Here is a 24,140-nt window from a genome sequence, read left to right as displayed (position 1 = left end):
TGGGACACCCCCTGGCCCGCAAGGGTGTGAACTCGGTTAACATCCCCTTTGACCAAGATATGAATCAACGGGGGGACTGTTGATGTCCACGCACCGCGTTGCCGTCGCCCAGGCCAGGGAGACGAGGACGAGGCCGAAGGCCGGTGACCACCGAGCCCCGGCGCCAGCGCCATTCCCAACGGAGAGCCACGACACCCACGCCCGCAGCGCCGCCGCACGAGGACGAGACATGACTGTAGATCGACCTGCTCGTCCGTCCGAGGGCCAGGCGTGCCACGAAGGAGGCCTCACGCGCCACGACAGCCGAACTCGCCCCCTCGGCGAGCGACATCCGGCCGCCGCGGCCGTTCCGGAGCTTCCCGGCACCACGCCCGCGGCCTTCACCCGCGTGAACGCGGCGGCCGCCGCCCGGCTAGGAGTCCGTCCCGACACCTACTCCGGCCTGCTCGGGATGGCACCCGATCAGCTGGCGAACGACCGCTACCGCACGCCCGCGTCCACCAACGTGCGCCTCTGGGAGCTCATGACCCTTCAGGCCCCTTGGCAGGAGGTGGTCCTGCACATGGCGCGAGAGAGCACCCTGGGCGCCCTCGGCGTCTGGGACCACCTGATCACGCAAGCGCCAACACCCCTGGAAGGCCTCCGCGACGCCGGCCGCTACCTCGCCACCGCCGCCGACGCCGGCACCGAAGCCCTCCACATCGAGGTGACCGAACAGCGGGTCACTCTCAGCCACGTCAACGCGGCCGACCTCACCGACGACGTAGCCGCGGCCATACGCGCCTACTCCCTCGCGCTGCTCCGCAAGCGCCTCAGCGAGGGCAGCCGACGCACGATCGTGCCAACTAGGGTCACACTGGCGACCAGGGCTCCTCACGACCACCGCACCCTCACCCAGCTCTACGGCACCAACGCGATCGACTTCGCCAGCCCCGTCAACTCCATCACGTTCAAAGCCGCGGATCTCCTCACTCCTCAGCACCACGCTCCGGGCCTGTCCGCCATCCTCCGAAGACACGCCGAACAGACCCTTAGCCAAGCGATCTGCCTGCGTGACTGGCTGGACCTCTTCCGCTCCAGGCTTCGGGCCGCGCTGGACACTGAGCTGCCCACCCTGCGGTCCATGTCCCGGCACATGGGCCTCAGCGCCCGTACGCTGCAGCGCCGCCTCGATGAACACGGGACGACGTGGTCGGACGAGCTCCAGGACGTCCGCCGCGAACAGGCCCTGCGCCTGCTTGCCTCCACCGACATGACCCTGGAGACCATCGCCAGGCGCGCCGGTTACGCCGACGCCGGTGGCCTACGCCGCGCGGCGCAGCGCTGGACGGGCCAACCCGTCTCGACGCTCCGCGGGTCGACGGCGACCACCCTCGGGGCCGCCGACGCCCTCCCCCACGGCTCCTGACCACGGCGCAGGTGCCGCCTCGGCGCGCCGCTCCTGGCGACTCGGCGCGCCGACCTCAACCCGTCGAAGGCGTGATCGGTTCTACGCCGCACCACCCAGGTCAACACCGCCTTGACCGACCCCGGGTACCTCATCCGCCGGCTACGACACGGCCTCCGTCAAATCCGACACCGCAGCGACCTCATCAACGGATGCGTCACCGCGACCGGCCTCACACTCACGACACCCTCCGATAGAGGTGCCCCTGTGGAGTCCGCCGTCGGAAGACCGAGTAGCTGATCGCCGCGCGCTGGCGGCCGACGGCTCGGCTACCGGGTCATCCGCGACATCCGCTCCCTAGGTTCTGTCGTCACATGTCACGCCCACATCAGGACTGATGCGAGGGTGACGGCTGCCTCGTAAGACTGGGCGGTTTTGTCGTAGCGAGTGGCGATGCCGCGCCATTGCTCGAGGCGGTTGAAGCGCGGTTCCACGACGTTGCGGTGCTTGTAGATCTCGCGGTCGAAGGCCGGCGGGCGGCCTCCTCGGCTGCCTCGCCGGGCCCGGTTGCGGACCTGGTCGGCCCGCTCGGGAATCGTGTGGGCGATGCCCTTGCGGCGAAGCCAGGCGCGGATCGCCTTCGAGCTGTAGCCCCTGTCACACAGGACGTGATCGGGCCCGGACCCGGGGCCGCCCCGGTCCGATCCGGGGCACCCGGATCGCCTCCATCACGGCGGTGAACCGGGTGCAGTCGTTGGTGTTGCCGTGGACAGCTTCCGCTGACGGGGGTCACCTCGGCTTCGGCCCGAGCGCTCGCCGGATCCGGGCACGGCCGCACGGGCCGTCGCTCTCACTGCCTGAACTGATGGTTTCAGAATGAGATCCGGAGGCAGAGAAGGCATACACGATGCAGCCGGTTAACTGATCGTTTCAGAATGCTGTCCTGCCGAGACGCCGGCGGCCCATGGAAGGATCCCTTCGCTCACGGGCTCAGGGGGGATGGCGTCGTATGGAACGTGTTGGGGCTGAACGGGACCTCGTGCTCGGTTACGTCCACGCTCTGAACGCGATTGACGAGGCCATGAGGTGGCGATCCCGGCGCTTGAGCGACTGGCAGATGTCCTCGGCCGCGCCCGTTGGAGCCGGATCAACCGAAGCGGGCAGGTCGGCACCTACTCCTGCACCGTTCATGAAGCAGGGTGACGCTTCGTGTGCGACAACGGCATGGAGGCCGATGTGGACTTTGCGGCCTACGGGAGTGAAGTCTTCAACCTCTGGCGGCTGCGTAGGCATGGGCTGAGCCTGCCGCAGTCTCTTGACGTCACGGATGAGCACCTGCGGGCCGCAGTGCGGTCGCTGCAACCGCTTCTGGCCGATGAGCGGCCGGGGTGGTTCAGCGTAGCCGGCTGATCGCTTCAGAATGGGATGCGCAGGCGGCGGTACTTGTCGTAGTCGTAGCCCCGGTCGGCGTACACACGCCGGGGCTTGCGGCGGGGACGTCCCCGCCGGCCCCGGATCGCCGGGGCCGCGTCGAGCAGCGGCAGGAGCTGGGTGACGTCGTGCCGATTCCCGCCGGTCAGCGTGACAGCGAGCGGGATTCCGTGCCGGTCGACGATCAGATGAATCCAGCAGGTCGGCGCAGCGCAGCTCGCTCAACAGGGCAGCGTGCAGGCGCGGCCACATACCGGCCTCGGTCCCATCCCGCAGCTCAACTCGTTCAGGACGTCCAGCGTCTCGTCGACGTACCGCCAGGCGGTGGCCTCGGGCATTCCGGCGGCGGCTCCGAGCCGCGAGAACGTCACATTCTTCCGCGGATGGACCAGGGTGAGCAGCGACTGCTGGAAGCGGCCGGGCCTGCGCCAGCGTGTGTCGCAGGCCCGGCGGTGTTCATACAGCAGCCGGGAAACATGCTCGACCAGCTCATGCGGGACGCCGAGCACGGCAGGATGCGAAAACCTTCAGGGCCTCTTCGGTCGTGGGCGTGGTGAGCGGAATCACCACGCCCACGATCGGCGGCTCTGTCTCGTCACCACGCCCGCTGACCAGCCCATTTCGCCCTCCAGCACAGGATGAAAGAGGTTCGGTAACCAGAACCGGAACCGCGGTGGTGGGGCAGGTCAGCCTGCCACCCGAACCCCCATCAGACCCGCTGTGCGCGGACGTGCGCTGAGCGACAGGGCAAGGCCCTCGGTCATCGGACCGTGCGGGCCGCCTGCTCGACAATGCGGGTGACGGCCTCGGGGCGGGATACGGATACCGCGTGTGACGCGTCGATGGTCGTCGTGCGGGCATGGGCACGGGCCGACATGAAGCGCTGGGCAGCCACTGGGATGTTGCGGTCCTCCGTGGTCACCAGTGACCAGGAGGGGATCGTCTTCCAGGCGGCCTGGGTGGACTTCTCCTCCAGAGCGGCGGCAGCGATCGGACGTTGCCCCGCAGCCATGAGCCTGGCCTTGTCCTTCGGCACGTCTGCGGCGAACTGGCTGCGGAACTTCTCCGGCTTGATGTACACGTCCGCGCCCTGATCACCGTCAGGCAGGACGTAGTGGACGGACTCGACGGCTTGGCCGAGGGTGCTGCCGGGAAACTTGTCCGTCAGTCCGATCGAGCTCTCGCCCTCGTCCGGCAGGAACGCCGCGATGTAGACCAGTGCCTTCACCTTGCCTTCGAGGCCCGCAGCGGCCTGGCTGATGACGGTGCCGCCGTAGGAGTGGCCGACCAGGACCACGGGCCCGTCGATGTGGTCGAGGACGCTGCGCAGGTAAGCGGCATCGTTCGCCGGACCACGCAGCGGGTTGGCGGCGGACACCACCGGGTAGCCCGCGCGCTGCAGCCGGGCGACGACACCGTCCCAGCTCGAGGCGTCGGCAAACGCTCCGTGTTCCAGCACGATCGTCGGACGTGCGGGGTGGTGGGGCGTGGCGTCTGCCGCAGCGGGCAGGGTGACGGCGGCGACGGACAGTCCGACGGCCGCGGTGACACCGAGCAGTACGGATCTGCTGCTCGGACGGACGAGGTGGGTCTTGCGCATGGGTGAAATCCCTCTTGTTCGATGAATGGTGCTCGACGGACCGAAAGGCGAGGCAGCTGGGTGCGTCGAGGAACGGGGCCCGGGTCGTTTCGCCGGTACGTGATTGACGGGCGTCCGTCTACGCCGCGTGAGCAGCGCGGATCAGAGCGCTGGTGGGCAGCGGCCGACAGCGGCCCGGAAAGCGGCTGCCGGACTGCGGCCCGAGGGGGGTCCCGGGGCTTCGTCCTCGCCCTTCCACCGGGCGAGGAGCGCCGTCCTCCTGGGGCGACCGAACCGATTCAGCCGCCGGCGGACTGCTGGTTCGCGGACATGGAGGGCGGTGCGACGTGCCACGGGCAGCGGTTCTTCGACGTGATCGAGCCCGTGGCCGAGTTGGTGAGGTAGCCCTCGCTCTTCGTGACGCTTGCCGCGTCACACTGTGGGCGCGGAAGCCTCGACTGGATGAGGGAGCGAGCTGCCCTTCAGCCGGATGACGGCCGCGCACTGGCGTTCCTGCGCAATGTTTCCCGGACCATGGTCCATGTGCGGCGCGAGATCATGAGTGCTGCGAGTGCGACGGTGGCGAGGTGGATACGGAGCCGTTTCCCGCAGCGTGTGGCGACCGCGCGAAAGATCTTGAGGCGGTTGACGGCACGTCCGGCGGTGTGCCGTAGGCCCCCCGCGCGGAGCCTACGGCCACACCTCAGCCGGTACCCTCCAGGACGTCGTAGACATGCCTGAGGTAGATGTGCGTGCGCTCCGAACCGAGGAGCCCGTCGCCCACCCGGTTCATCGTGTACGAGAACGTGACGCGCCGGTCGAGGTCCATCATGACGATCGACCCGCCCCTGCCGACCCAGAAGCAGATTCTCCCGGTGGGCATGTGCGGCATCGTCCTCGGATCGGCGAGCGCGTAGCCGATGCCCCAGCGGACGGGGACGCCCAGGAACAGGTCGACTCCGTCGGCTTGGACGTCGAACACCTTGTCCACCGTCTTCTCGGAGAGAAGCCGGCGGCCGTTGACCTGGCCGCGCCGCGAGATGGCGGAGAGAGCTCGGGCCAGGCCACGTGCGTTGCCGTGTCCGTTGACGGCTCCGAGTTCGGCGGAGCGCCACTGCGGGGTGTCGACGTGCTCGTCGCGCGCGGGGCTTCCGAGCAGCGTCCTGGTGAAGATCCCCTCGGGATCAAGACCCGTGGGTATACCGCCTGGCTGCGAGGGGGGCACCAGATCGGCGATACGCGGCCAGTCGGCCCGTCGCGCGCCGATCTGGACATCAGCCTGCGCCGACTCGGCGATCTCGGTGGCGACGAACTCCGTCAGGCTGCGTCCGCTGACCCGCCGGACGAGCTCTCCCACCAACTGCCCCTGGGTCTGGACGTGGTAGCCGGATGCGGAGCCCGGCTCCCACCAGGGTGCCTGCGCGGCCAGCCGGGCACTCGCAGTGGGCCGGTCATAGAGATCCTCCATGGAGAAGGGCTGCTCCCAGCCGGAGAGTCCCGAGGTGTGGGCCAGAACGTGCCGCACCTCTATGTGCTCCTTTCCCTGGGCGGCGAACTCGGGCCAGTAGTGCGCGACCGGGCGGTGCAGATCCAGCGCGCCCCGGTCGACGAGGATGAGAGCCGCGAGATTGGTGAGGGTCTTCGTGGTCGACCACATGCTCACCAACGTGTCCCGGTGCCACGGAACGGTCCGCGCCGCGTCCGCGTGGCCACCCCAGAGATCGACTTCCATGACCCCGTCCACATCGACGGCGATCGACGCCCCCAGCTCCTCGCCGGCTTCGAGGTGTGCCACCAGCGCCGCCCGTACCGGCTCGAACCGGTCGGTGCACGTGCCCTCGACACCCCTGCTCTTCTCCCCCATCAGACCCGGTTCTCCGCCTGGAACATCCAGCTCTGCTTCTCGAGATCAGCCGTCAGCCCGACGAGGAGGTCCTCGGTGACGACATCCACCGGGCCCATCGCGACGATGCGCTCACGCAGCCTTTCGGTCACGGCGGAGAGCGCGTGCACCAAGGCATCGACGGCGTCGCCGTCCTTGGTCCAGCCCGGCGGAAAGGCGGGCACGCCACTGGCTTTCGCGATGGTCCCGGCCCGTCCGTCCGGGCTGACGCCCAGGGCGGCCGCGCGCTCGGCCACCGTGTCGGCGTGGTTCCGGGCGAGGGTGGCGGCCTCGTCGAGCTGGAGGTGGACCGAGCGGAAGCGCGGGCCGTACACGTTCCAGTGGGCCTGCTTGGCCACCAGGGACAGGCCGAGCAGGTCGGCCAGGGTCGCCTGCAGCACCGCTCCCGCGGTCTCGCGGTCGCGCTGCGACAGAGGGTTGTTCACAACCGGCACAGGAGTGCGGTCCTTTCGTGACAGGAGCCGGTTCTCAGGCGGCGAGGAAGTCGAGCAGGGCGGCGTTGACCTCGGCCGCGTGGGTGAGCAGCAGCCCGTGCGGAGCGCCGTCGATCTCGACGTACCGCGCTTCGGGCAGGCGGCGGCGGAACTCGCGGGCCGTGGCGTCGATCGGCAGGATGCGGTCGGCGGTCCCGTGCAGGATCAGCGACGGCACGTCGATGCGCTCCACGTCGGCCCGGAAGTCCGTCAGCCACGCCGGGACGCACGCGTAGGCCGCCATGGGCGCCGAATCGATGGCGGTGGCCCAGTTCGCCCGCAGCGCGGCCTCGCTGAGCCTCGACCCGAGCGTCTCGTCGGTGTTGAAGAAATCGACGAAGAAGCTCTCGTACCAGGCGTAGCGGTCGGCCTCCGCCTGCTCCGCGATGCCGTCGAAGACGCTCTGCGGCACACCGGTGGGGTTGTCCGGCGTCTGCAGCAGGAACGGCTGGAGCGAACCGAGGAACGCCGCCTTCGCCACCCGCTCCGAGCCGTGGACGCCGAGGTAGCGGGCGACCTCGCCCGAGCCCATGGAGAATCCGACGAGAACCACGTCACGCAGGTCCAGCTGCGTCAGTACGGTGTCCAGGTCGGCGGCGAAGGTGTCGTAGTCGTAGCCCGTCATGGTCTTGCTCGACCGGCCGAAGCCACGGCGGTCGTAGGTGATGACGCGGTAGCCGGCCTTGACCAGCGCATCGGTCTGCTTCTCCCACGACTGCCCGTCCAGCGGGTAGCCGTGGATCAGGACGACCGGCTGCCCCGACCCGTGGTCCTCGTAGTAGAGGTCGATGCCGGTCGAGCCCTCGGTACCGACGGTGATGGTTCCCATGGTGTGCCTTCCCGCCCGTCCGCCGTGTGCGCACCGGGCATGGCACAAACCTAGGAATCAAGCAGGCCGGGCCGCGTCCGTCGGACTACGGCTTCGACGTACGTCATGGTGCTGCGTCTTCCGCGTACGTCATGACGCTGCGCTTTCGGGGTACGTCGTCGTGCCGCCGAGCATCGCGGCGAGTTCGCCGCGGGACGTGATCCCCAGTTTGGGGAACATCCGCTGGAGATGGGTGCTTACCGTCCGGGGCGAGACGTACAACCGCTCGCCGATCTCCCGGTTCGTCAGACCCTGCGCGGCGAGCTGGGCGACATGCAGCTCGGTCGAGGTCAGCCGATCGACCGCGGCCGGATCCTGGCGCGGAGACGAGGCGCCCGCGGCGCGCAGCTCCTGCCGTGCCCGCTCCGCCCATGCCGACGCGCCGAGGGCGTCGAAGATCTCGCGTGCGGCCTGCAGGGCGACGCGGGACTCCGCGGGCCGCCGGTGACGCCGCAGCCACTCGCCCAGGGCGAGGCGCGCCCGCGCCCCCTCGAACGGCCAGTCCGTGGGGACGGCGTCGAGGGCCGCCCTGTACAGCGGCTCGGCGGCAACCTGCGGGCTCAGCAGGGCCCGGCTCAGTCGCAGCCCGCAGAGCAGGGCGGGCGAAGACGTCGATTCCCCGAGCGGGGTCAGCTCCCGCACGATGTCGCGAGCCACCTCCGCGGATTCGCTGCGCACCGCCGCCTCGACCAGCTCCGCGACCGCGTAGAAGCGCAGCCAGGGGTGAAAGGCGGGGTCGGCCGGGTCGAAGACGCGATGCAGGTGGCCGAACGCGTCTCCGTAGCGGCCCTGGCAGAGGGCCGCCTGCCCGCGGGCCATCTGCATGATGGCCAGCACCGGTCGCCCTCCGCTGGGAAGGGCCTCGCGTTCGGCTTCCGCCGCCCATGCCTCTGCCGCCGGGTCGCCGCTGACGGCGGCCAGCTGCGCGCGGATGGCATTCACCATCGCGTGCACAAGAGGCTGACCGGTCTCGCGGGCGAGCGACGCGGCCTCCTCCGCGGCGAGGGAACCAGCGCGCACGTCACCCAGCCGTGCGGCGCTCCCCGCCTGGACGCAGAGAGCGCGGGCCAGCATCGACAGCCTCCCCTGTGCTCGCAGGGCGTCCAGCGACCTCGCCGTCAATCGGCTCGCCAGGGCGGGAGCGCCCACCGTCACCGCGGCGGCGCCTAGGAGCTGGTCCCCCTCCGCGTTCTCCGATGAGCGCTCCAGCTGACTCGCCAGGCCCTCCACAGCCCCTTCCCCACGCTCGACCGGCGCCGAGTACGCCCGCAGAGCGACCAGGTCGGCGTTGTCGGCAGGCACGGGCATCCGGTCGGCAGCGGCGGCGACCCGCTCACGGGCGGCCGGGCCCGGCTCTCCCCAGAAGCACTGCAGGACCGCGCTCCACAGCATGCGCAGTCCCAGTGTCGACTCGCCGCCGGCGGCGATCTCGACCGCCAGCTCGGCCAGCTCGGCGGTCGCGGCGCCCTCGCCCCGCGTCCCCTCGGCCAGAGCGATGCTGACCCATGCCGCGCGGCCTTGGTCCCGTGCCGAAAGGTCCAGTGAGCGCGCCTGGGTCAGCAGATGCGTCGCGACGTCTCCTTGGCCCGACTCCAGTGCGAGCTCCGCCGCCCGGAGCAGCCGGTCCGCCCTCACGGAAGGATCCTTCGTCAGCTCCGCCGCCCGTCTCAGCGCGGCGAGAGCCGCGGCGACACCGCCGCGCCGCAGGGCTCTGCCGGCAGTGGAGTCCAGATCCCGTGCCACTCTCTCGTCGAGACCGGCGGTGGCGGCGGCACGGTGCCACGCCTGCCGATCGGGCTGCCCCTGGAGCGCGGCGGCCAGCGCGGCGTGCGCGGCCTGGCGTTCCACGACGGTGGCGGCGTGGTGCATCGCCGAGCGGACGAGGGGGTGCCTGAAGGCCAGCCCGTGGGCCTCCACCAGGCCCGCGCCGATCGCCGCCTCGAAAGCACCGGCGTCGACCGCCGTCCCGAGCATCCGGGTCGCCGCGGCGAGGCATTCCTCCATCGTCCCGTCACCGTTGAGGGCCGAGAGGAGCAGGACCGCACGGGTGTCGACCGGCAGGCGGGAGACCCGTGCCGTGAACGTCCGCTCCAGCCGCGCGGTCAGCGGCAGCGGACCCGGGTTGAGCGCATACGCCCCGCCGACCGACTGCAGCGCGACCGGCAACTCGGTCAGCGCCAGCGGGTTCCCGGCGGCCTCCTCCAACAGCCGCCGTCTGACCTGCTGTCCCAGTCCGGGGGCCACCGCGTCCAGCACCTCACCCGACACCTCGTCCGTCAGCGGGCCCAGGTGCAGCACAGGCAGGCCGGCACCGCTGAGGCGGTCGTCGAGGCGCCGGGTGACGGCGACCAGAACGAGGGGGTCGGATTCGATCCGCCGCGCCACGAACCCGAGCACATCGAGACTGGCACGGTCCATCCAGTGGGCGTCCTCGACGACCACCAGCAGGGGCGCCTTCGCCGCCGCGTCCGTCAGCAGGGTCAGCGCGGCCAAGCCGACGAGGTACAGATCGGGTACGGCCTCGTCGACGAGCCCGACGGCCGCGAGCAGCGCGGTGCGCTGGCGTCCCGGCAAGTCGTCGATCCCGTCGCGTAGTTGGTGAACCAACTGGTGCAGGCCGGCACAGGGCAGGTCTTCCTCCGACTGGACCCCCACAGCGGTGATCACACGGGTCCCGCCGCGTGCTGCAGCGGCCGCGGCCTCTGCGACCAGCGTCGACTTGCCGATCCCCGGCGCCCCGGTGATCACCGTAGCGCCGCCCGAACCGGCGGCCCCCTGCTCCACCAGAGCAGCCAGCGTGCGACGCTCCGTATCGCGACCCAATAGCACCCGCCGATGCATGCCGCACCCCCCGTTTCTCTGTACCTCCCCAGCACCCGACGGCTCCGCGTCCTCGCGGAACCAGACGATCTGGCGGCATCTCCGCTGGTGGGCGGTCTGAAAGCCTGGGCTGGATGCCGTTCATGCAATGGTATGCATGCTACCGAGCGGGAATGACCGCTGTCCGCATGCGCGAAACCGAGCCGCCGCCGGGATGTCCGAGACCACCGCCTGGCGGTACGTCGACGAGACGCTGGACGTCCTGAATGAGTTGAACTGCGGGCCTTGTGTTCGACGATCTTGGTCGGCAGTGTGTGTCCGGGGTGCGAGCTGATCTTGTTCCTGACGACCTGTGGGAGGGGGTTGCTCCGCTCCTGCCACCTGGTCCCGAATGGCGCCGCCGGTATCCCGGACGGCTGCGTGTTCCCGACCGTGTGGCGCCCGCCGGAATCCTGTTCGTGCTGCGGACCGGTGTTGCGTGGCGCGATGTCCCCGCGGAGACCGTGGGCTGTTCCGGAGTGACGGCCTGGCGCCGGCTGCGGGACTGGGCCACCCATGCCTCGAACAACGACCTCACGCGTTCCCAGCCCGGCCCCGGGGCGAAGCGCGCCAGGAACAACGGCTGATCACAGCTCCTACTGACGTTGCCCCACGGCCAAACCGACGACCATCCGAAGCGAAGGCAACATGATCAACGGCTGCTGTTGAACCTCTTATCCGAACCGGCCCAGCTCGACGCTGAGCTTGTCCCCGAAGTACGTCCAACACGGAAAGTGGTCGTGAAATAGAGGTCGGCCGTTCCGCGGGCCTATTGGGAGAACCCGTAGGTTCGAACGGGGTCGAGGTGCAGTTCGTAGGGTCCGAAGCATCCCCGCTCGCGTTGCGACCGCTGCGCCGCAGGGGCAGGCTCGGTTGAGCCCTTCGTCACCAGCCGGCCCGCAGCAGCCGCTGTAGGTGCTCCCAGTCGGGCAGCGCTCGAAGCGCGGGGGCGCCCTCCGGGTGCATCAGCACCGTGCCCTGAACACCAGCCGAGATGACGAAACCCTCCTCACGACAGACCAGCGGCCCTCGGGACTGCGCCGGCTTCGGGTCTTCCTGGGCGTCCTGCACCCTGCACGACGTAGGGCGGTCCCCAGGGTTCGCAATCGATCACGGAGCGGCCCCGCGGAACGGTGGAAGGTACCCGACGTCTCTCCTTGTCCCGGTCGCGTTCAGCGTCGGACACGTTGGGAACGGCGGCCAGCTCGGCCAGCTCCGGCGTGATCGCGGTGCCGCACTTGGAACAAGGGAAGACGGTCATCCCCTCGTCGTAGCCCTCAGGGCTACGACTTCGCACCTTCGTTTGGCTGCTCGGAGTCGACGCGCGTGACGACGCTGCGGTAGAGCTCAGTCAGCACCGCGCGATACCAGGCGGCTACCTCGACGAGGTGGCCGGTGAAGGCCGACCGCTGCCCGGCTGGTCCACCGACGCCAGCCGCACCGAAGACATCGGTGGCGCCGGGCCCGCACGACGCCGCTCGACGCCGTCGCACCCCACCGTCGTGCTCAGCAGCTCGCCGCCTTCGTCGAGCTCGCCGGTGAGCTGGAGCTCCCAGCTACCCGTAACGGGCGCTTCAGGGGCGTGGTCAGCCTGAAGGCTGCGCGGTCAGCGACGCCGGCCGCCGCCGATGCGGCGGTCGTCGGCCAGTCCGGTAAGCGGGCCGAACTCGCGGGCAAGCTGGTTCCACGTCAGAACCTCGCCACAGCGGGCCGGGAACTCCTTCGGGTTGAACTCGGGCATGGTCCATGTGCCAGTGCCCAGGTCCCGCAGCCACAGGTCCCCGTCACCGTCGACCACAGTCGGCGGGACCGGTACGGGCTCGGCCTGATCGGTGGGCTCCCAGGTGACCCGGCCCGGGTGGGAAACGCGGCGCAGCTCGGTGGTGGCCAGCCGCGCGGCCAAGTCACGGGTGGACTCTTCGGCGTCCTTGACCGACGCGAGTCGGAATGCGTCGTCAAGTACGGGCAGGGCTGGATTCTTGCTGCGCTTTGAACTCATACGCTGACTACCTCCGGTGGGGGGCGTCACATCCGTTATGGCACCCCGTAGAGGAACACGGTATCCGAGGCGGGAGCCGGGTCAGGCCTCCTCCGCTGGAACGGTTGCCGTTGTCTCCCGGAGCCGCGGAGCCGGCGTACTAGCCGGCGCGGTCGGGATCGAAAGGCATGGCCAGGGTCCCGTCGGCGGCGAGGCCCACCCGTTCGACGCGGGTCTGCCGGGGCCGATTCGCCGTCCGGGCCTTCCGGCTCCCTCCTCCCCAAGTCGCGGAGGGAGCCGACCGACTGGCTGCGAGAGCTGCCTGAGAGTTCATCTCATTTGGGCGGCTGGGTGGGCTGTCGGTCGCCGTGGGGAGTGCTGAGGGGCTCATGCCGGATGAGTTGGTGCCTTTTCAGCGAATGGCCTCGGAGGCGCTGTCGCGGCCTCAGGGCGGTGGCCGGCGTTGGCACGGGGGCGGGGAGGTGTCGACAGCGCTAGACGCCGGGGCAAGTGGCCTGGCTATGCGTCAACTCGGTCGAGGTGCCTGCTTCCCCTGCCGTGCACGTCGCCACCGCCGGGTTGACGTTCGTCTAAACCTTTTGGGTGGCTTTGTGACTCCTTGCGACTTCAGGTGTCGGTCCGCTCCTACCCTGCCTGCATGGGCAAATTCACTATGGTTCTCAGTTGCTCCCTCCCGCCTGAGCGGGTCTGGGAGCAGTTCCTAGACCGCAAGTTCAACGAGCAGTTCTACCAGGAGGCCCTGGGGTGGCCGCAGTGGTCGATCGAGGAGCAGAGCAACACCGGCGAGGAGGTCGTCCGGAAGGTGGCCGTGACGCCACGGCGTGAGCTTCCGGGGCCGATTGCGAAGGTACTCGGAGCCGGGTTCCGACAGACCGAGGAAGGCACGTTCGCCTCGGCGACCCGCACGGGCACGTGGCGGCGCATTCCTTCCACGCTCGCCGACAAGTGGCATGAAGAGGCAACCGTTCGGATCGAGTCGGTCGATGGCGGCGGGTGCCTGATGACCATCGACGTCACCTTGGAGATGCGAGTCTTCGGCATCGGGGGGCTCATGGAGAGCACCTTCGAAAAGAACCTCCGGAACGAGTGGGAGACCTTCCCACGGTTCTCCGGTCAGCACCCCTGATCTCCCGTCTCCGCCCTTGAAGGGCGACACATTCCAGTGGGTCTGCGTCCTCCCGACGCAGGCCCACGCCGCCCTTCTTGTTCAAGATCCGGACGCGGTCCGGAGCACCGCCCGACTCCACCGCCGCCAGGGACGCAAGGACGCCCACTCTCTCGCCTTCGCCAGCACCGCCTGCACCCTCATCCTGTTCCCGCAGTCACGGCAAGGCCAGCACTCATCGATACACGCGGTATCTCGCAGCTCCCCGTTACCTCACTCGCCGGCGCCTCGGGCACCGTGGGCCCCGACGAGGTCCGCGCACGTGCTTCGGCTGTGGCGGCGATCCGGCTTGGAAGACGCGATCACGTTCACGGTGAGGTGTCACATACACCCGAGGTGGGAGACTTCGTTGCCGACTTTGCGTTCCCTCGGGGAAATCTTGAGCTGGACGCCTTCCGCCGCGAAACGTACATGCTGTGCCGCCGACGAGTGAAGACGACTCTTCTGTTCTTCTCTCCGGCGCTGAACCGCGATGGTCATCTCGCCCTCCTCGCGGCCCACACCGACTGGCTTGCGGCATGCTGCCACCGCACTGCCTCGGCCTTGTGGGCGATCAGCCCCGACAGCTCTTCCTTCCCTGAGGTGATGGCCCGCGCGCGACGCCTCAAGACCTCGCTTCTCAGACCGCGTTTGAGATCTGCCGTGTATTGGGCAGGAGAGGCCGTTGAGCCTTGCGTGAGTGGTTCTCGGGGTGGGTATCCGTCGGATCTGACGGATGAGCAGTGGGTTCTGATCGAACCGTTGCTGCCAGCGGCGAGGGGGGCTGAAGGGCTGGCGGCGGAAGAAGCATCCGCGACGGCGGGTGGTGGACGCGATCTTCTACGTGGTCCGGACCGGGGGCGCCTGGCGGCAGTTGCCGAAGGACTTCCCGCCCTGGCCCACCGTCCACTGCTACTTCACCTGGTGGCACCACGATGGCACCGTCGAGCGCATCCACGATGCCGTGCGCGGCAAGGTTCGCAAGGCCGATGGCAGGAATGCCGAACCGACTGCCGGGCTGATCGACTCACAGTCCGTCCGCACCGCAGATACCGTCCCGGCCGCAACCAGGGGCTTCGACGCGGGCAAGAAGAATGCAGGGCCGCAAGCGGTTCATCGTCACCGACACCCTTGGCCTGCTCCTGGCCGTGCACGTCGTCGTGGCCAGTGTCCAGGACCGCGATGGTGCCCGTCGCCCGCCGCTTGGACCCCGGCTCGACCACCCGAGTGCTCAGAAGATCTGGGCGGACGAGGGCTTCGCCGCCCGCTTGGTCGACTGGACTGCCCAGATCCTTGTCAGCGAGCTGGACATCGTGCGCAAAGACCCGGGTCAGCGCGGCTTCCAGGTCCAGCCCAAGCGTTGGGCTGTTGAACGTACCTTCTCGTGGATCACCGCCAACCGACGTCTTGCACGGGACTACGAGACCAGCCCGGCCCACGCGGAGACGATGATCCGCTGGGCGATGATCGGCGTGATGGTGCGCCGACTGGCCCGGGGCCGAGCGGCCGTCCGGAGCGGCCCGCGGCTCCTCGCCGGCTCGGCTCAGGTGTCGTAGCAACCGTTCCATGGTGCGTTGAAGCCCAGGCCGTCGGGATAGAACTCGGCCCACACACCGTCGTCCTCCTCGTCTGCCTCGTCCGCGTCTTCCTCCACGACCAGGCCGAACAGGGCTCCCTCGAACCGGACCTCGAAGGGCGCGATCGCGATGTCCTGGTACTGCCGCTCCGGCAGGGCGTTCAGCCACTCGGCAAGCAGCAGACGGGCCGCGTCGATCGCCTTCCTCTCGCCGTCCGCCGTGGTGCCGGTGAACTGGACCCGCGAGTCCAGGTGCTGGCCGGCCCCGTCGAACCGATGGAGCACGGCGCACCAACGCTTCTGGGACTGCCAGTCGTCGCCGCTCCAGCCCTCAGGGAAGGCCGCAGTGACGGAGGCGAAGAACTGGCCGCCCTGCCACCGCCCGATGGTGCTCGTGCGGTAGTCGGGTTCGTGTCTGATCGGGATGATCTCGGGAACGCTCATGGGCGGAACCATAGGCGCTACCTGGGACAACACGGGGTGACGACCCCCGTCACTATCCGCGGTGAATGAGACCTCAAACGCGGTCTCAGTGCCGAGGGGTCCACTGTGGCCAGGCTGTTCGGCCTCAACCCTTCCCGCGTATGGGGGTGAGTGTGAGGGTGGGCATGGTCTGCCTGGTCAGCAGTACGACGGACCTGCCCTGGTCGGTCTCGTTGTGGGCCCGTGGCCGGGCAGAGCTGCGTGGGAGGCGCTTAGGACGATAGCCAGGGCGAGAGACAAAAGCCCGACCGGCACGGTCAGCTCTCGTGAGCGAACGGGGCAGGCGCACGCTCACCATCGGCGGAGGACGCCTTGGGTCACAAGAGGGGGCAAGATGTGCCGATGAGGATGATCGATAGCGACAGCGAGGCCGTGCAGTACATACGATTTGAATCGCCTCACCGGAACGGCCGAGGCCACTTCACCGGCGTTTTCGGGCTTGTCAATAATCTGGCGAGGGAGGGAAAACTCTCGGGCGAGCAGGAGTCCTTCCGCCGCCGCAACAACAGTTGGTACGACGCTGCGTACACTGACCCTTCGACCGTTGACCCCCACGTCTACGACAATGCGATCAATCCTGGCGCGGCGGCATGGTTCAAGCCGTCAGCCACTCATCTCATCGCTCGCGTCTCCGGCTATCTGGACATCCTGTCCGCGCATGGCGTCGACTGTCGAGCTCTTCGTTCCGCGGACCCGGGACGGGTCATCTACGAAGACGACGTGCAGATTGTGGTCGTGCCACATCCATGAGACGTGACTGCCACCCCCGAGAGCACGAGCACGTAGAGGTGTCGCGGGCGCGGCCAGGTCGTGTGTCATGTGTCGCGCCAGTTCGGGGTCGATTCGCGGGCATGCCGTCGGCCTAGAGGGTCGATCATGGCCACCTTTATCATCGCTTCGGAGTAGTGGGTGTGGGTTTCACAGTCGGAGGCGAGGCGGCGGCGGTGCATGAGCCAGTCGAAGGTCCGCTCGACGACCCAGCGTCGCGCAATCGCCTTGAAGCCCTTCTAGTACTCCAGTTGTCGATCTCGATCTTGCGACTTGAGGCGGTGAAGGTTGAGCGCGTACCTCCGGACAACGGGAGTGCCTCGGCCCGGCCGAGGGCGCCGTGGCGTCACATGTTCTGGCAGGCTGTGGCCTTGAACTCTGCTACGGAGACGGTGATTGCGGACTCGTCGCCGTTGTCCGAGACGCTGTCGTAGCGGACCTTTCCGGGGGTGAGCCGGTCCCGGTCGGCCAGGGTGAAGGAGACGCTGCTCGATGACCACGAGTCGTCCTTGGTCCAGCCGTAGAGCGCGTATGTGGTCTTGGCGGTGAGCGGAGCGAGAGATCTGGTCGCGGCCCAGCCAGCAGCAGGAGAATCGAGGGTCCAGGTGGCGAGACCGGGCGTGAGAGAACGGTCGGCGGTCCACGAACCGACCGTCACCTGCTTGTCAACATCGCCGCTGTCCACATAGAGGGTCGCGCCATCGATCTGATGTCCGCAGACCATCATGACGCCGAGCAGCTGGCCGTCGCCGGTCACGGAGATACCGGCGACGGCATCAACAGGGACCGTGCATCCTGAGGTCGCGGCCAGAGCCACGCCACCCACGACGGCACTGACGAAGCGACGGAACACCGGCCGTGAAGCGGTCGACCACATGATGAGCCCCCTGCCCGACGCGTAGGCCCCTGCCCCCAGATGAACCGGGGCGAGCGGCGCGAATGCGGCCACCGTTGATCATCGATGTGTGACGACAGAAGATCGGGTGACGGCCGTAGGCCACAGCATAGATCCCGCCCACTGGCAGGACATGTTCGAGGCCCTGATGGGCCGCATCGCGGGCCGGTTCACCCGAGTCGAACCACGGCGGCGGGCACGGAAGTTCGTGCTCGGGCTCTTGTCGGACCTGCCCCGCAAGAATTGCTGGACGCTGGCCGAGCACGCCGGCGACGCCACTCCGCACGGACTGCAGCATCTGCTGTCGAGGGCGAAGTGGGATGCCGAAGCGTGGACAGCCGCGCGTCTCTTCGCCCCGGTCAGCGGGTCAGATGCCGAACTCCGCCGCCGACAGGCCAAGCGCAGAGCACGCCTCGCGGATGATCTGCTCTTCGGCGGGCTCGATGAAGCCGTCCGCACCCGCGACCACGATGCCGGTCTGGATGACCGCCCGTGCCTCGGTGGGCTTCTTCGCCACCTTGACGACCTCCTGAAGCACCGCCGCCTTCCCCAACACGAAGCCGGCCGAAAGCTGGTCGACATGCTTGTTGAAACGCTGGCGGAGCTGGTCGGCGGGAAAGTTCTGAAGGACATCGTTGGTGAGGATGAGCGACTCGACGTACTGGCGCTCAGCCGGATCGACCCGTCCGTCAGCGGCCGCCACCAACGCGCACATGGCCATGCTGGCGTCCCGGAAGGCGCCGCTCTTCAGCTCCGTCTTCAGCGATGTGAGCTGCGACTTCAGCGCGGCCACGAGCTCGGCCCTGGAACCGCTCCCGGACCGTGCACCGGACGGCCCATGGCCGCCGGAACCCCCGCGCGCCCCTTGGGCCTGCTGCAGACCTCTGGTCGCCTGGTCCTTGATTCGATCCCACATCGCCACTCGTGCCACCTCAGCTTCGTCGTCCCCGTGGCACGCATCATTGCCCACCACCTACCTAACGCGGCCTGCATGCCGCAAAGTTCCACTACAACGATCGAGACGACGTCCTCACATACGCCTGCCCGACGCAGGCCGGGGCGGTGCAGCGCGACGAGGACCGAGACGGGAGGCCGGACAGGACCGGCGCCCGGGCGTGGAGGCCGAGCACCGCCAGGACGCGCTCGAGGACCAGAAGCACGGAAGCCCGTCACCCGTTGCTCCGTCGGTCCGCTCCCTCGGGAACTCGGCGTGGCCGCTGCGGCGGGCGTACTCCGGGATCATCAACATGTAGGCCACGAGCCAGCCGAGGAGAACACCGAGAGGGCATGAAGCCCTCTTCGGCTTCTACGTGCCGCGCCGGTGAAGGTCGGTCACCCGGCCCGCTGGGTCGTCGCCCCGGCCTGGGCGGGTAGGGCGGGCAGGGGGACGGTGCAGGAGGCGCAGCGCCGGGCCTGGGCCGGGACGGGGCTGAGGCACTCGGGGCAGTCCCGCTTGGGTGCCTGGACGTCGTGGTGCGGGGCAAGGCGCTCGTGCAGCTTGTTGATCGGGAGCACAACGAGGAAGTACAGGGCGCCGGCGAGGAGGAGGAAACTGATCGCCGCGTTGATGAAGGCTCCGTAGGGGAACTCGGTGGCGCCCACGGCGAAGGTCTTGCGGCTCATGTCGCCGGTGGCGCCGGTTGCCAGCCCCACGAGGGGGGTCAGGAAGGCGCCGACGAAGCCGTTCACGACGGCGGTGAACGCCGCTCCGATGACGATGCCGACCGCCAGGTCGACCACGTTGCCGCGCAGGATGAAGCTGCGGAAGCCCTTCACCTTCATACCCCTTACAGGCTCTTGACATCGACGGAGGGCATCAAGGGGCGCATCAGACCCGGCCCCCTTCACCCCCGGATGCCCTGCCGCGCCGCACCCATGCCTGCTGGACACGCACTGTCTCATCCGGGGCGCGGGGCAGCCTGCCGCGGTAATCGCTGAAGGGCTCCGCACGTCACCGGCTGTCCGCGGGTATCCGGCGCGGGGCGGGCGAAGGTCTGGGCTACGGGCCGTCACGGCGGTGCTGCGTGTGGGCGGCCATCCATGCCGTCCACGCGCCGAGCGCTCCCGGCTTCTCCCCGCCGAGAAGGCAGACGCCGGGCGGCAGCAGGGTGCACAGGGACGCGATCGGCACCACAGTATGGCGGCGACCGTCGTCCCGCCGGCCGGACCGTACGCGCGGCGATGGAGACGGCGCCGCCGACCGCCACGACCAGGTTCTCGGGGTCGGCGACGGCGAGCGCGGCGGCAAGTCCCGCCGATTTGCCCGGAGTGAAGGAGTCGATCGCCTTCATCCAGCCCGGCGGCTCGGCCTCACGGCCTTCCCGGGGCCGGTCCTTCCACTGCTTGACGCCCAAGAGCAGGAACAACACGCCCAGGCCCAGCTTCGGCAACAGCGACCAGGAGGCCGGCCCGGCCTCGCCGCCCGAGGCGTTTCCGCCCGATCCGGCGAGGACGACCACGGTGACGAGCGTCGCGAGCGAGACCACCCGGCCCGCCGTGAAGGCGACGCCGTTGCCTCTGCCTCAGGGTGGCCGGCATGAGGATCATGACGATCAGCGGCAGGGGGCTGATCGCGATGCCGACTGTGGAGGCGTGCATCCCCCGATGGCGTCTCCCATGGCCGTCCTACCTCCTCGCGGTGATGGACGGCAGCCGGTAGGTGCCGTCGAGGACGGACGGGCTGGGCGTGTAGAGGCGGATCATGGGGCGGAAGTCGCCATCCGGGGCGGGAAGCCAGTTCGCCGCTTCGGTCGGGTTCTCGGGCCGTTCGCGCTGAATGACCACGGTCATGGAGCCGTCTTCGTCGTACACGAGGCCGGGGGTGCGGTCGCCGAGCGAGTATCGGCCGGCCGGGTTGTCGACGAGGTAGTAGTCGGGGGTGTCGTACATGGTCACCGACCAGAACGACTCCACGGGCGGCTGCCGTTCGAAGCGCAGGGTGTAGGACCGGGATCCGTGCAGTTGCTCACCGTCGGCGTCGGTGAAGGTGTGCGCGTATACCGCTTCGTAGCCGTGGTTGCCCCACAGCGCGGAGCGCGCCGCACCGGCCCGGACGAGGTAGGACATCTCCCGGTCGGCGATCCGCCACTGCGGGGTGTCGAGGGTTCCGACGCCGAAGTGGTCGAGGTTGTAGTCGAACAGGTGTGGGTTCATCACCCAGGCACCCGGCGGATGTTCCCCTTCGACGGGCGCATTCGCCGCTGCCTCGACGCGTGCCTTGCCGGAAGCGAGTCCCTCGGTGAGGGCCTTGACGAGGGCGGGTTCGGCGTGCGCGTACGGCGAGGGCCCCTCGTCCAGGAGCCTCAGGGGTGCAAAGCGCTTCTGGTAATCCTGGTCGGGGCCGGCGGGTGGGAAGCCGGCCATCCACACGCGCAGCTGCTCGTAGAAGCGCAGCTCTTCGGGGACATCGGGATCAGGCGTCGGCAGACCGGTCCCGCGGGCCGCCTCGTCGAGCGGGGTGAGAGTGAGCTGTTGCTGAAGGGCGCGCACGCGGGGCAGGTCCTCGGGGCCGTCGCAGGCGTTGCGGCCGACGATGGAGATCACCGTGGTCGGGGCCTCGATCACCTCGCGCACCCCGCCGGGAGCGGGGCCGGGCCAACCGGGCGGAGTGACGAGCCAGTCGCCTTCCTCCGTCCCGGTGGCACGCTTTCCGAGGTACGCGAAGTTGTTGCTCCAGGCGTCCACGAACTGCAGGACGTAGTACGCGCCGGCGGTGTCAGGGACGTGGAGCAGGACCGGGCCGCCGGTGAGGTCGACCTGGGCGATCGAGTAGACGGTGTCGTTGTTGACGGACACGAAGTGGGCGTCCGGGGTGGCCAGTTTCGTGGAGTGGCCGAACCGGTTGAAGGGGGTGGGCGGCAGCGAGCCGAAGCCCTTGTGCATGAAGGCGGAGATCATCGATACGTCGAAGACGAGGGGGTAGCCGTAGACGTACGCGTCTGCGGCCAGGTCGGCCAGGTTGCCGGTCTGGTGGGGCACGACGGGGCCCTCTCTCAGGTTTCGACGCTCAGGGCGGGCAGGGTCCAGGAGCCGTCGAGTACGGAGGTGTCGGGGCCGTACACGCGGATGGCGATGGTGAAGGGGCCGTCGGGCGCGGGCAGCCAGTTCGCCGCCTGCTTGGGGTCGGCCGGGCGGTCCCTGCGTACGTACAGGGTGAGGCCGCCGTCGTCGTCGTACACGAGCCCCGGGGTCCTGTCACCGATCGAGAAGCGGTCGATCTCGTTGGCGACGAGGAGCCGCTCGGGCAGTCGGTACATCGTCGCCGACCAGAAGTAGCGGGCCGGCGGCAGTTCCCCGGGGGCGAAACGGATGACGTGGTCGTGCGTAGCGGCGTTCGGCGGCCGGTTGCCCTGGTCGTCCCGGGCCCAGCCCGCGTACCAGGCCTCCGCGGCCGGCAGCCCGTAGAGGCCCTTGTCGACGCCGACCGCACGGGTCAGGTAGTCGGTGCCGTGCTCGGCGCGGGTGCCGAACCAGTGCGTGGAGTCGGCCGCGTCCTTCTTCGCCTCCTCCAGGCGGGCACGGGCGTCCTCGATGCCCTGCTGGATCGCGGCACGGATCTCCGGCTCCAGCGCGGCGGGCTCGAACTCCCCGCCGCCCCGCACGCCGAGAGCGGCCAGCCGTCCGCGCAGTTCCCGCTCGGTGCCCAGGGCGGGGAAGAACTGGAGCAGGAAGTCCAGCAGGGTGAAGAACTCGACCGAGTCGAGATCCTCCTCCCGCCAGACGGGCCACACCGGTTCCTCGACCGGCGGCGGGGCGTCGGCGCCGGTGAACTCCGAGAGCGGACGCAGCCGGTACCGCTGCTGGATGTCGCGCAGAGCCGGCACGTCGTCGGGGCCGGCCAGATACGTGCGGCCCAGGATCCCGACGAGGAAGGTCTCGGCGCGCAGCACGCCCGCGACGCCCTCCGGGGCCACGCCATCCCAGCCGGGTCCCGCGACGAGGTAGTCGCCCGCCTCCGAGCCGGTGGTACGGGCGCCGATGTAGCCGACGTACGAGGTGTCCAGGTCGTGCAGCGGCAGAACGTAGTACCGGTCGACGGCCGGAACCGACACCACATAGGGCTCCGCCCTCAAATCCAGCCACGCCCACGAGTACGGGGTGTCGTTGTTCGGGGTCACGACGTCCGTGTTGGCCGGGGTGAACGGCTCCGGGTAGTGGCGGAAGCGCCCGAACCCGCCCGCGTACCGAGGATCGTCGGAATCGACCGCCTGCGGATACATCGTCCGGTAGTTCTGCAGAAGCGCGTATCCCCAGATCCAGCCTTCGGCCGCAGCGCCCCGCGCCTCCTCGACGGTCAAAGCCCGCACACCGATCTCCTCACCCGTTTTATAACGTTTTGCCATAAACTTTCACACTCGTCCCCAGGGCGCCATCCGGAACCGGCCCAGCACCCCGCCCCGGCCCGCGCCGAACCGGCGGGGTGCACCCCTCAGTGGACGACGGGGGTCGCGGCACCCGGTGACTCCGGGACGCCGAGCCGCTCGGCGTCCCGTTTCGGGCGCATGAAGCACGTCGCCAGAAGGCCGGTGACCAACAGCAGGGCCGCCGTGACGAGCCAGCCGTTCTCGTAGCCGGTCGTGGCCGTCGCCGCGCTGTCCACGATCCGGCCGAGGACCAGGGGCGAGACGATGCCGCCGAGGGCGAAGACCGCCACCAGGGCGCCGAGGACGACGCCGCGCTGCGAGGGCGGCGTGATGCGGGCGATGGCCGTCTGCGCGGCAGTGATCATGACCAGGGCGAGAGCCATCGGGCCGAACATCATCGGGACCTTGATCCACAGCGCGTCGACGGTGGCGAACACGGTCACCGCGCCCGCCGAAGCCACCAGGAGCAGACCGGCGCCGGCACCGGCGGGCAGCCTTCCGCCCGTTCCGCGCAGAGCGGCTCGGCGGGCCAGCAGCCCGTGCGCCAGGAGGACCGCGCCGTTGGCCACGGCTCCCCCGCCGACCGCGGCGGCGGCCCGGTCGAGGTCCCATCCCACCACGGTCCGGAGATAGTCCGGCAGCCAGGTGACCTTGGCGCTCATCACCCAATAGGCGGCGAACGCGCCCAGTGCCGCGGTGACGAAGGTGCCGGAGAGGAGGACGGCGCGCAGGGGTACGTCCGCGTCCCCCGGGCTCCCCGCCGTGGAGCGCGCGTCACGGCCCACCGGCGGGGCCAACGGCCCCTCCTTGCCCTTGACCCTCCACACCGCCGCCCACAACAGACCCACGAGCCCGGCTGCCCCGAACGCCCAGCGCCAGCCGAAGTGGGAGATCACCGCACCGAGGGTGGGCGCCGCCACCGCCACCCCCGCCGCCGCGCCCACCATGAGGATGGCCGTCGGCAGCGTGCGCTCACGCTGCTCGAACCAACCGTGGACGTGATGGACCGCGACCGGGGCCGAGGGACCCTCGGCGAAGCCGAGCAGCACCCTGGTGGCGATCAGCGTCGCGAAGCCCGCCGCCCCCCAGAGCATCGGCAACTGGGCGGCCGCCCACAGCAGGCCCATCACCAGGAGCAGCACCGATGTGCGCACCTTGCGGGTCAGGAACGACACGCCCAGCGCGGAGAGCGAGAAGAGACTGAAGAACGCTGCCTGGGCCGTGCCGAACTCCTCGCGGGTGAGTCCGAACTCCTTCATGATCTCCGGCCCGGCCAGCCCCAGGACGGCCTTGTCGGCGAAGTTCACCAACATGAAGACCAGCAGGAGCCAGGTGGTCGCCCATGCCTGTCGGCCACCTGCCGTCGGGACCGTCGGACCTGGGCCTGGCAACGTCGCGCTCACTGCGTCCAC

At 69.3% G+C, this 24,140-nt stretch carries 19 protein-coding genes and 6 pseudogenes; 8 read left to right on the top strand and 17 right to left on the bottom strand.

Translation table 11 applies throughout. The features are described from left to right. Window positions 1-82: 82 nt before the first annotated feature. Window positions 83-1,408, top strand: a complete 1,326-nt coding sequence (locus AB0K65_RS25160) for a helix-turn-helix domain-containing protein (protein ID WP_365720190.1) — start codon at window positions 83-85, stop codon at window positions 1,406-1,408. 356 nt (window positions 1,409-1,764) lie between these two features. Here the strand turns inward: AB0K65_RS25160 and AB0K65_RS25155 are convergent. Then, window positions 1,765-2,055, bottom strand: a pseudogene (locus tag AB0K65_RS25155) (transposase); the annotation flags it as partial. 541 nt (window positions 2,056-2,596) lie between these two features. Between AB0K65_RS25155 and AB0K65_RS25150 the strand changes: the two are divergent. Beyond that, on the top strand, window positions 2,597-2,797 hold the full coding sequence (locus AB0K65_RS25150; RefSeq protein WP_365720253.1) for a hypothetical protein: 201 nt from the start codon (window positions 2,597-2,599) through the stop codon (window positions 2,795-2,797). Between the two features lie 20 nt (window positions 2,798-2,817). On the opposite strand, the pseudogene AB0K65_RS25145 reads toward AB0K65_RS25150, so the two are convergent. The 6 genes and pseudogenes from AB0K65_RS25145 to AB0K65_RS25120 all read right to left on the bottom strand — a co-directional run. Continuing rightward, window positions 2,818-3,388 (bottom strand): annotated as a pseudogene (locus AB0K65_RS25145) (transposase family protein); the annotation flags it as partial. 190 nt (window positions 3,389-3,578) lie between these two features. Continuing rightward, the gene (locus AB0K65_RS25140) at window positions 3,579-4,418 is read right to left on the bottom strand and encodes an alpha/beta hydrolase (protein ID WP_365720188.1); all 840 of its coding nucleotides are present in this window, start codon (window positions 4,416-4,418) and stop codon (window positions 3,579-3,581) included. A 682-nt stretch (window positions 4,419-5,100) separates the two neighbouring features. Next, window positions 5,101-6,261 (bottom strand): serine hydrolase domain-containing protein, encoded by a 1,161-nt coding sequence (locus AB0K65_RS25135; protein ID WP_365720186.1) that lies wholly within the window; start codon window positions 6,259-6,261, stop codon window positions 5,101-5,103. Continuing rightward, complete coding sequence (locus AB0K65_RS25130) at window positions 6,261-6,734, bottom strand: DNA starvation/stationary phase protection protein (RefSeq protein WP_365720184.1); 474 nt, start codon at window positions 6,732-6,734, stop codon at window positions 6,261-6,263. Before AB0K65_RS25130 ends, AB0K65_RS25135 begins: the two co-directional genes overlap by 1 nt. 34 nt (window positions 6,735-6,768) lie before the next feature. After that, the gene (locus AB0K65_RS25125; RefSeq protein WP_364625367.1) at window positions 6,769-7,602 is read right to left on the bottom strand and encodes an alpha/beta hydrolase; all 834 of its coding nucleotides are present in this window, start codon (window positions 7,600-7,602) and stop codon (window positions 6,769-6,771) included. 129 nt (window positions 7,603-7,731) lie between these two features. Then, on the bottom strand, window positions 7,732-10,482 hold the full coding sequence (locus tag AB0K65_RS25120) for an AAA family ATPase (RefSeq protein WP_365720182.1): 2,751 nt from the start codon (window positions 10,480-10,482) through the stop codon (window positions 7,732-7,734). Window positions 10,483-10,784: 302 nt separating this feature from the next. On the opposite strand from AB0K65_RS25120, the pseudogene AB0K65_RS25115 reads away from it, so the two are divergent. Then, window positions 10,785-11,000: pseudogene (locus AB0K65_RS25115) on the top strand (transposase); the annotation flags it as partial. Window positions 11,001-12,106: 1,106 nt separating this feature from the next. Here AB0K65_RS25115 and AB0K65_RS25110 read toward each other — a convergent pair. After that, window positions 12,107-12,499, bottom strand: a complete 393-nt coding sequence (locus AB0K65_RS25110; RefSeq protein ID WP_365720181.1) for a hypothetical protein — start codon at window positions 12,497-12,499, stop codon at window positions 12,107-12,109. Window positions 12,500-13,136: 637 nt separating this feature from the next. Between AB0K65_RS25110 and AB0K65_RS25105 the strand changes: the two genes are divergently transcribed. From AB0K65_RS25105 to AB0K65_RS25095, 3 genes and pseudogenes are all read left to right on the top strand, one after another. Further along, window positions 13,137-13,625 (top strand): DUF2505 family protein, encoded by a 489-nt coding sequence (locus AB0K65_RS25105; RefSeq protein ID WP_365720179.1) that lies wholly within the window; start codon window positions 13,137-13,139, stop codon window positions 13,623-13,625. An 841-nt stretch (window positions 13,626-14,466) separates the two neighbouring features. Beyond that, window positions 14,467-14,541: pseudogene (locus tag AB0K65_RS25100) on the top strand (transposase); the annotation flags it as partial. 196 nt (window positions 14,542-14,737) lie between these two features. Then, the gene (locus AB0K65_RS25095; protein WP_365720177.1) at window positions 14,738-15,199 is read left to right on the top strand and encodes a transposase; all 462 of its coding nucleotides are present in this window, start codon (window positions 14,738-14,740) and stop codon (window positions 15,197-15,199) included. On the opposite strand, the gene AB0K65_RS25090 is transcribed toward AB0K65_RS25095, so the two are convergent. After that, on the bottom strand, window positions 15,187-15,663 hold the full coding sequence (locus AB0K65_RS25090) for a hypothetical protein (RefSeq protein WP_365720175.1): 477 nt from the start codon (window positions 15,661-15,663) through the stop codon (window positions 15,187-15,189). The genes AB0K65_RS25095 and AB0K65_RS25090 overlap by 13 nt on opposite strands. Before the next feature lie 381 nt (window positions 15,664-16,044). Here AB0K65_RS25090 and AB0K65_RS25085 point away from each other — a divergent pair, with 381 nt between their 5' ends. Continuing rightward, complete coding sequence (locus AB0K65_RS25085) at window positions 16,045-16,452, top strand: hypothetical protein (protein WP_365720174.1); 408 nt, start codon at window positions 16,045-16,047, stop codon at window positions 16,450-16,452. Window positions 16,453-16,517: 65 nt separating this feature from the next. Here the strand turns inward: AB0K65_RS25085 and AB0K65_RS25080 are convergent. Together AB0K65_RS25080 and AB0K65_RS25075 are read right to left on the bottom strand one after the other, a co-directional pair. Continuing rightward, window positions 16,518-16,709: pseudogene (locus tag AB0K65_RS25080) on the bottom strand (IS5/IS1182 family transposase); the annotation flags it as partial. Between the two features lie 107 nt (window positions 16,710-16,816). Continuing rightward, a complete protein-coding gene (locus AB0K65_RS25075; RefSeq protein WP_365720173.1) occupies window positions 16,817-17,419 on the bottom strand; it encodes a hypothetical protein in 603 nt (200 codons plus the stop codon). 79 nt (window positions 17,420-17,498) lie between these two features. On the opposite strand from AB0K65_RS25075, the pseudogene AB0K65_RS25070 reads away from it, so the two are divergent. Further along, a pseudogene (locus AB0K65_RS25070) lies at window positions 17,499-17,693 on the top strand (IS701 family transposase); the annotation flags it as partial. 39 nt (window positions 17,694-17,732) lie between these two features. On the opposite strand, the gene AB0K65_RS25065 reads toward AB0K65_RS25070, so the two are convergent. The 6 genes from AB0K65_RS25065 to AB0K65_RS25040 form a co-directional block, all read right to left on the bottom strand. Continuing rightward, window positions 17,733-18,287, bottom strand: coding sequence for a TerB family tellurite resistance protein (locus AB0K65_RS25065; RefSeq protein WP_365720172.1), 555 nt, complete (start codon window positions 18,285-18,287; stop codon window positions 17,733-17,735). 410 nt (window positions 18,288-18,697) lie between these two features. Next, window positions 18,698-19,147: a large conductance mechanosensitive channel protein MscL gene (mscL, locus tag AB0K65_RS25060; RefSeq protein WP_365720171.1), complete on the bottom strand. Its 450-nt coding sequence runs from the start codon at window positions 19,145-19,147 to the stop codon at window positions 18,698-18,700. 227 nt (window positions 19,148-19,374) lie between these two features. Then, the gene (locus tag AB0K65_RS25055) at window positions 19,375-19,851 is read right to left on the bottom strand and encodes a GAP family protein (protein WP_365720170.1); all 477 of its coding nucleotides are present in this window, start codon (window positions 19,849-19,851) and stop codon (window positions 19,375-19,377) included. Between the two features lie 139 nt (window positions 19,852-19,990). Further along, on the bottom strand, window positions 19,991-21,343 hold the full coding sequence (locus tag AB0K65_RS25050; RefSeq protein ID WP_365720168.1) for a DUF1254 domain-containing protein: 1,353 nt from the start codon (window positions 21,341-21,343) through the stop codon (window positions 19,991-19,993). A gap of 14 nt (window positions 21,344-21,357) precedes the next feature. Further along, on the bottom strand, window positions 21,358-22,671 hold the full coding sequence (locus AB0K65_RS25045; RefSeq protein ID WP_365720166.1) for a DUF1254 domain-containing protein: 1,314 nt from the start codon (window positions 22,669-22,671) through the stop codon (window positions 21,358-21,360). 122 nt (window positions 22,672-22,793) lie between these two features. Beyond that, window positions 22,794-24,140, bottom strand: coding sequence for an MFS transporter (locus AB0K65_RS25040; RefSeq protein ID WP_365720164.1), 1,347 nt, complete (start codon window positions 24,138-24,140; stop codon window positions 22,794-22,796).

This window comes from Streptomyces sp. NPDC053755 (assembly GCF_040677675.1).
Taxonomy (GTDB): domain Bacteria; phylum Actinomycetota; class Actinomycetes; order Streptomycetales; family Streptomycetaceae; genus Streptomyces.
The sequence above is the reverse complement of the archived record's forward strand: the minus strand, read 5'-3'. Positions and strand labels throughout refer to the sequence as shown.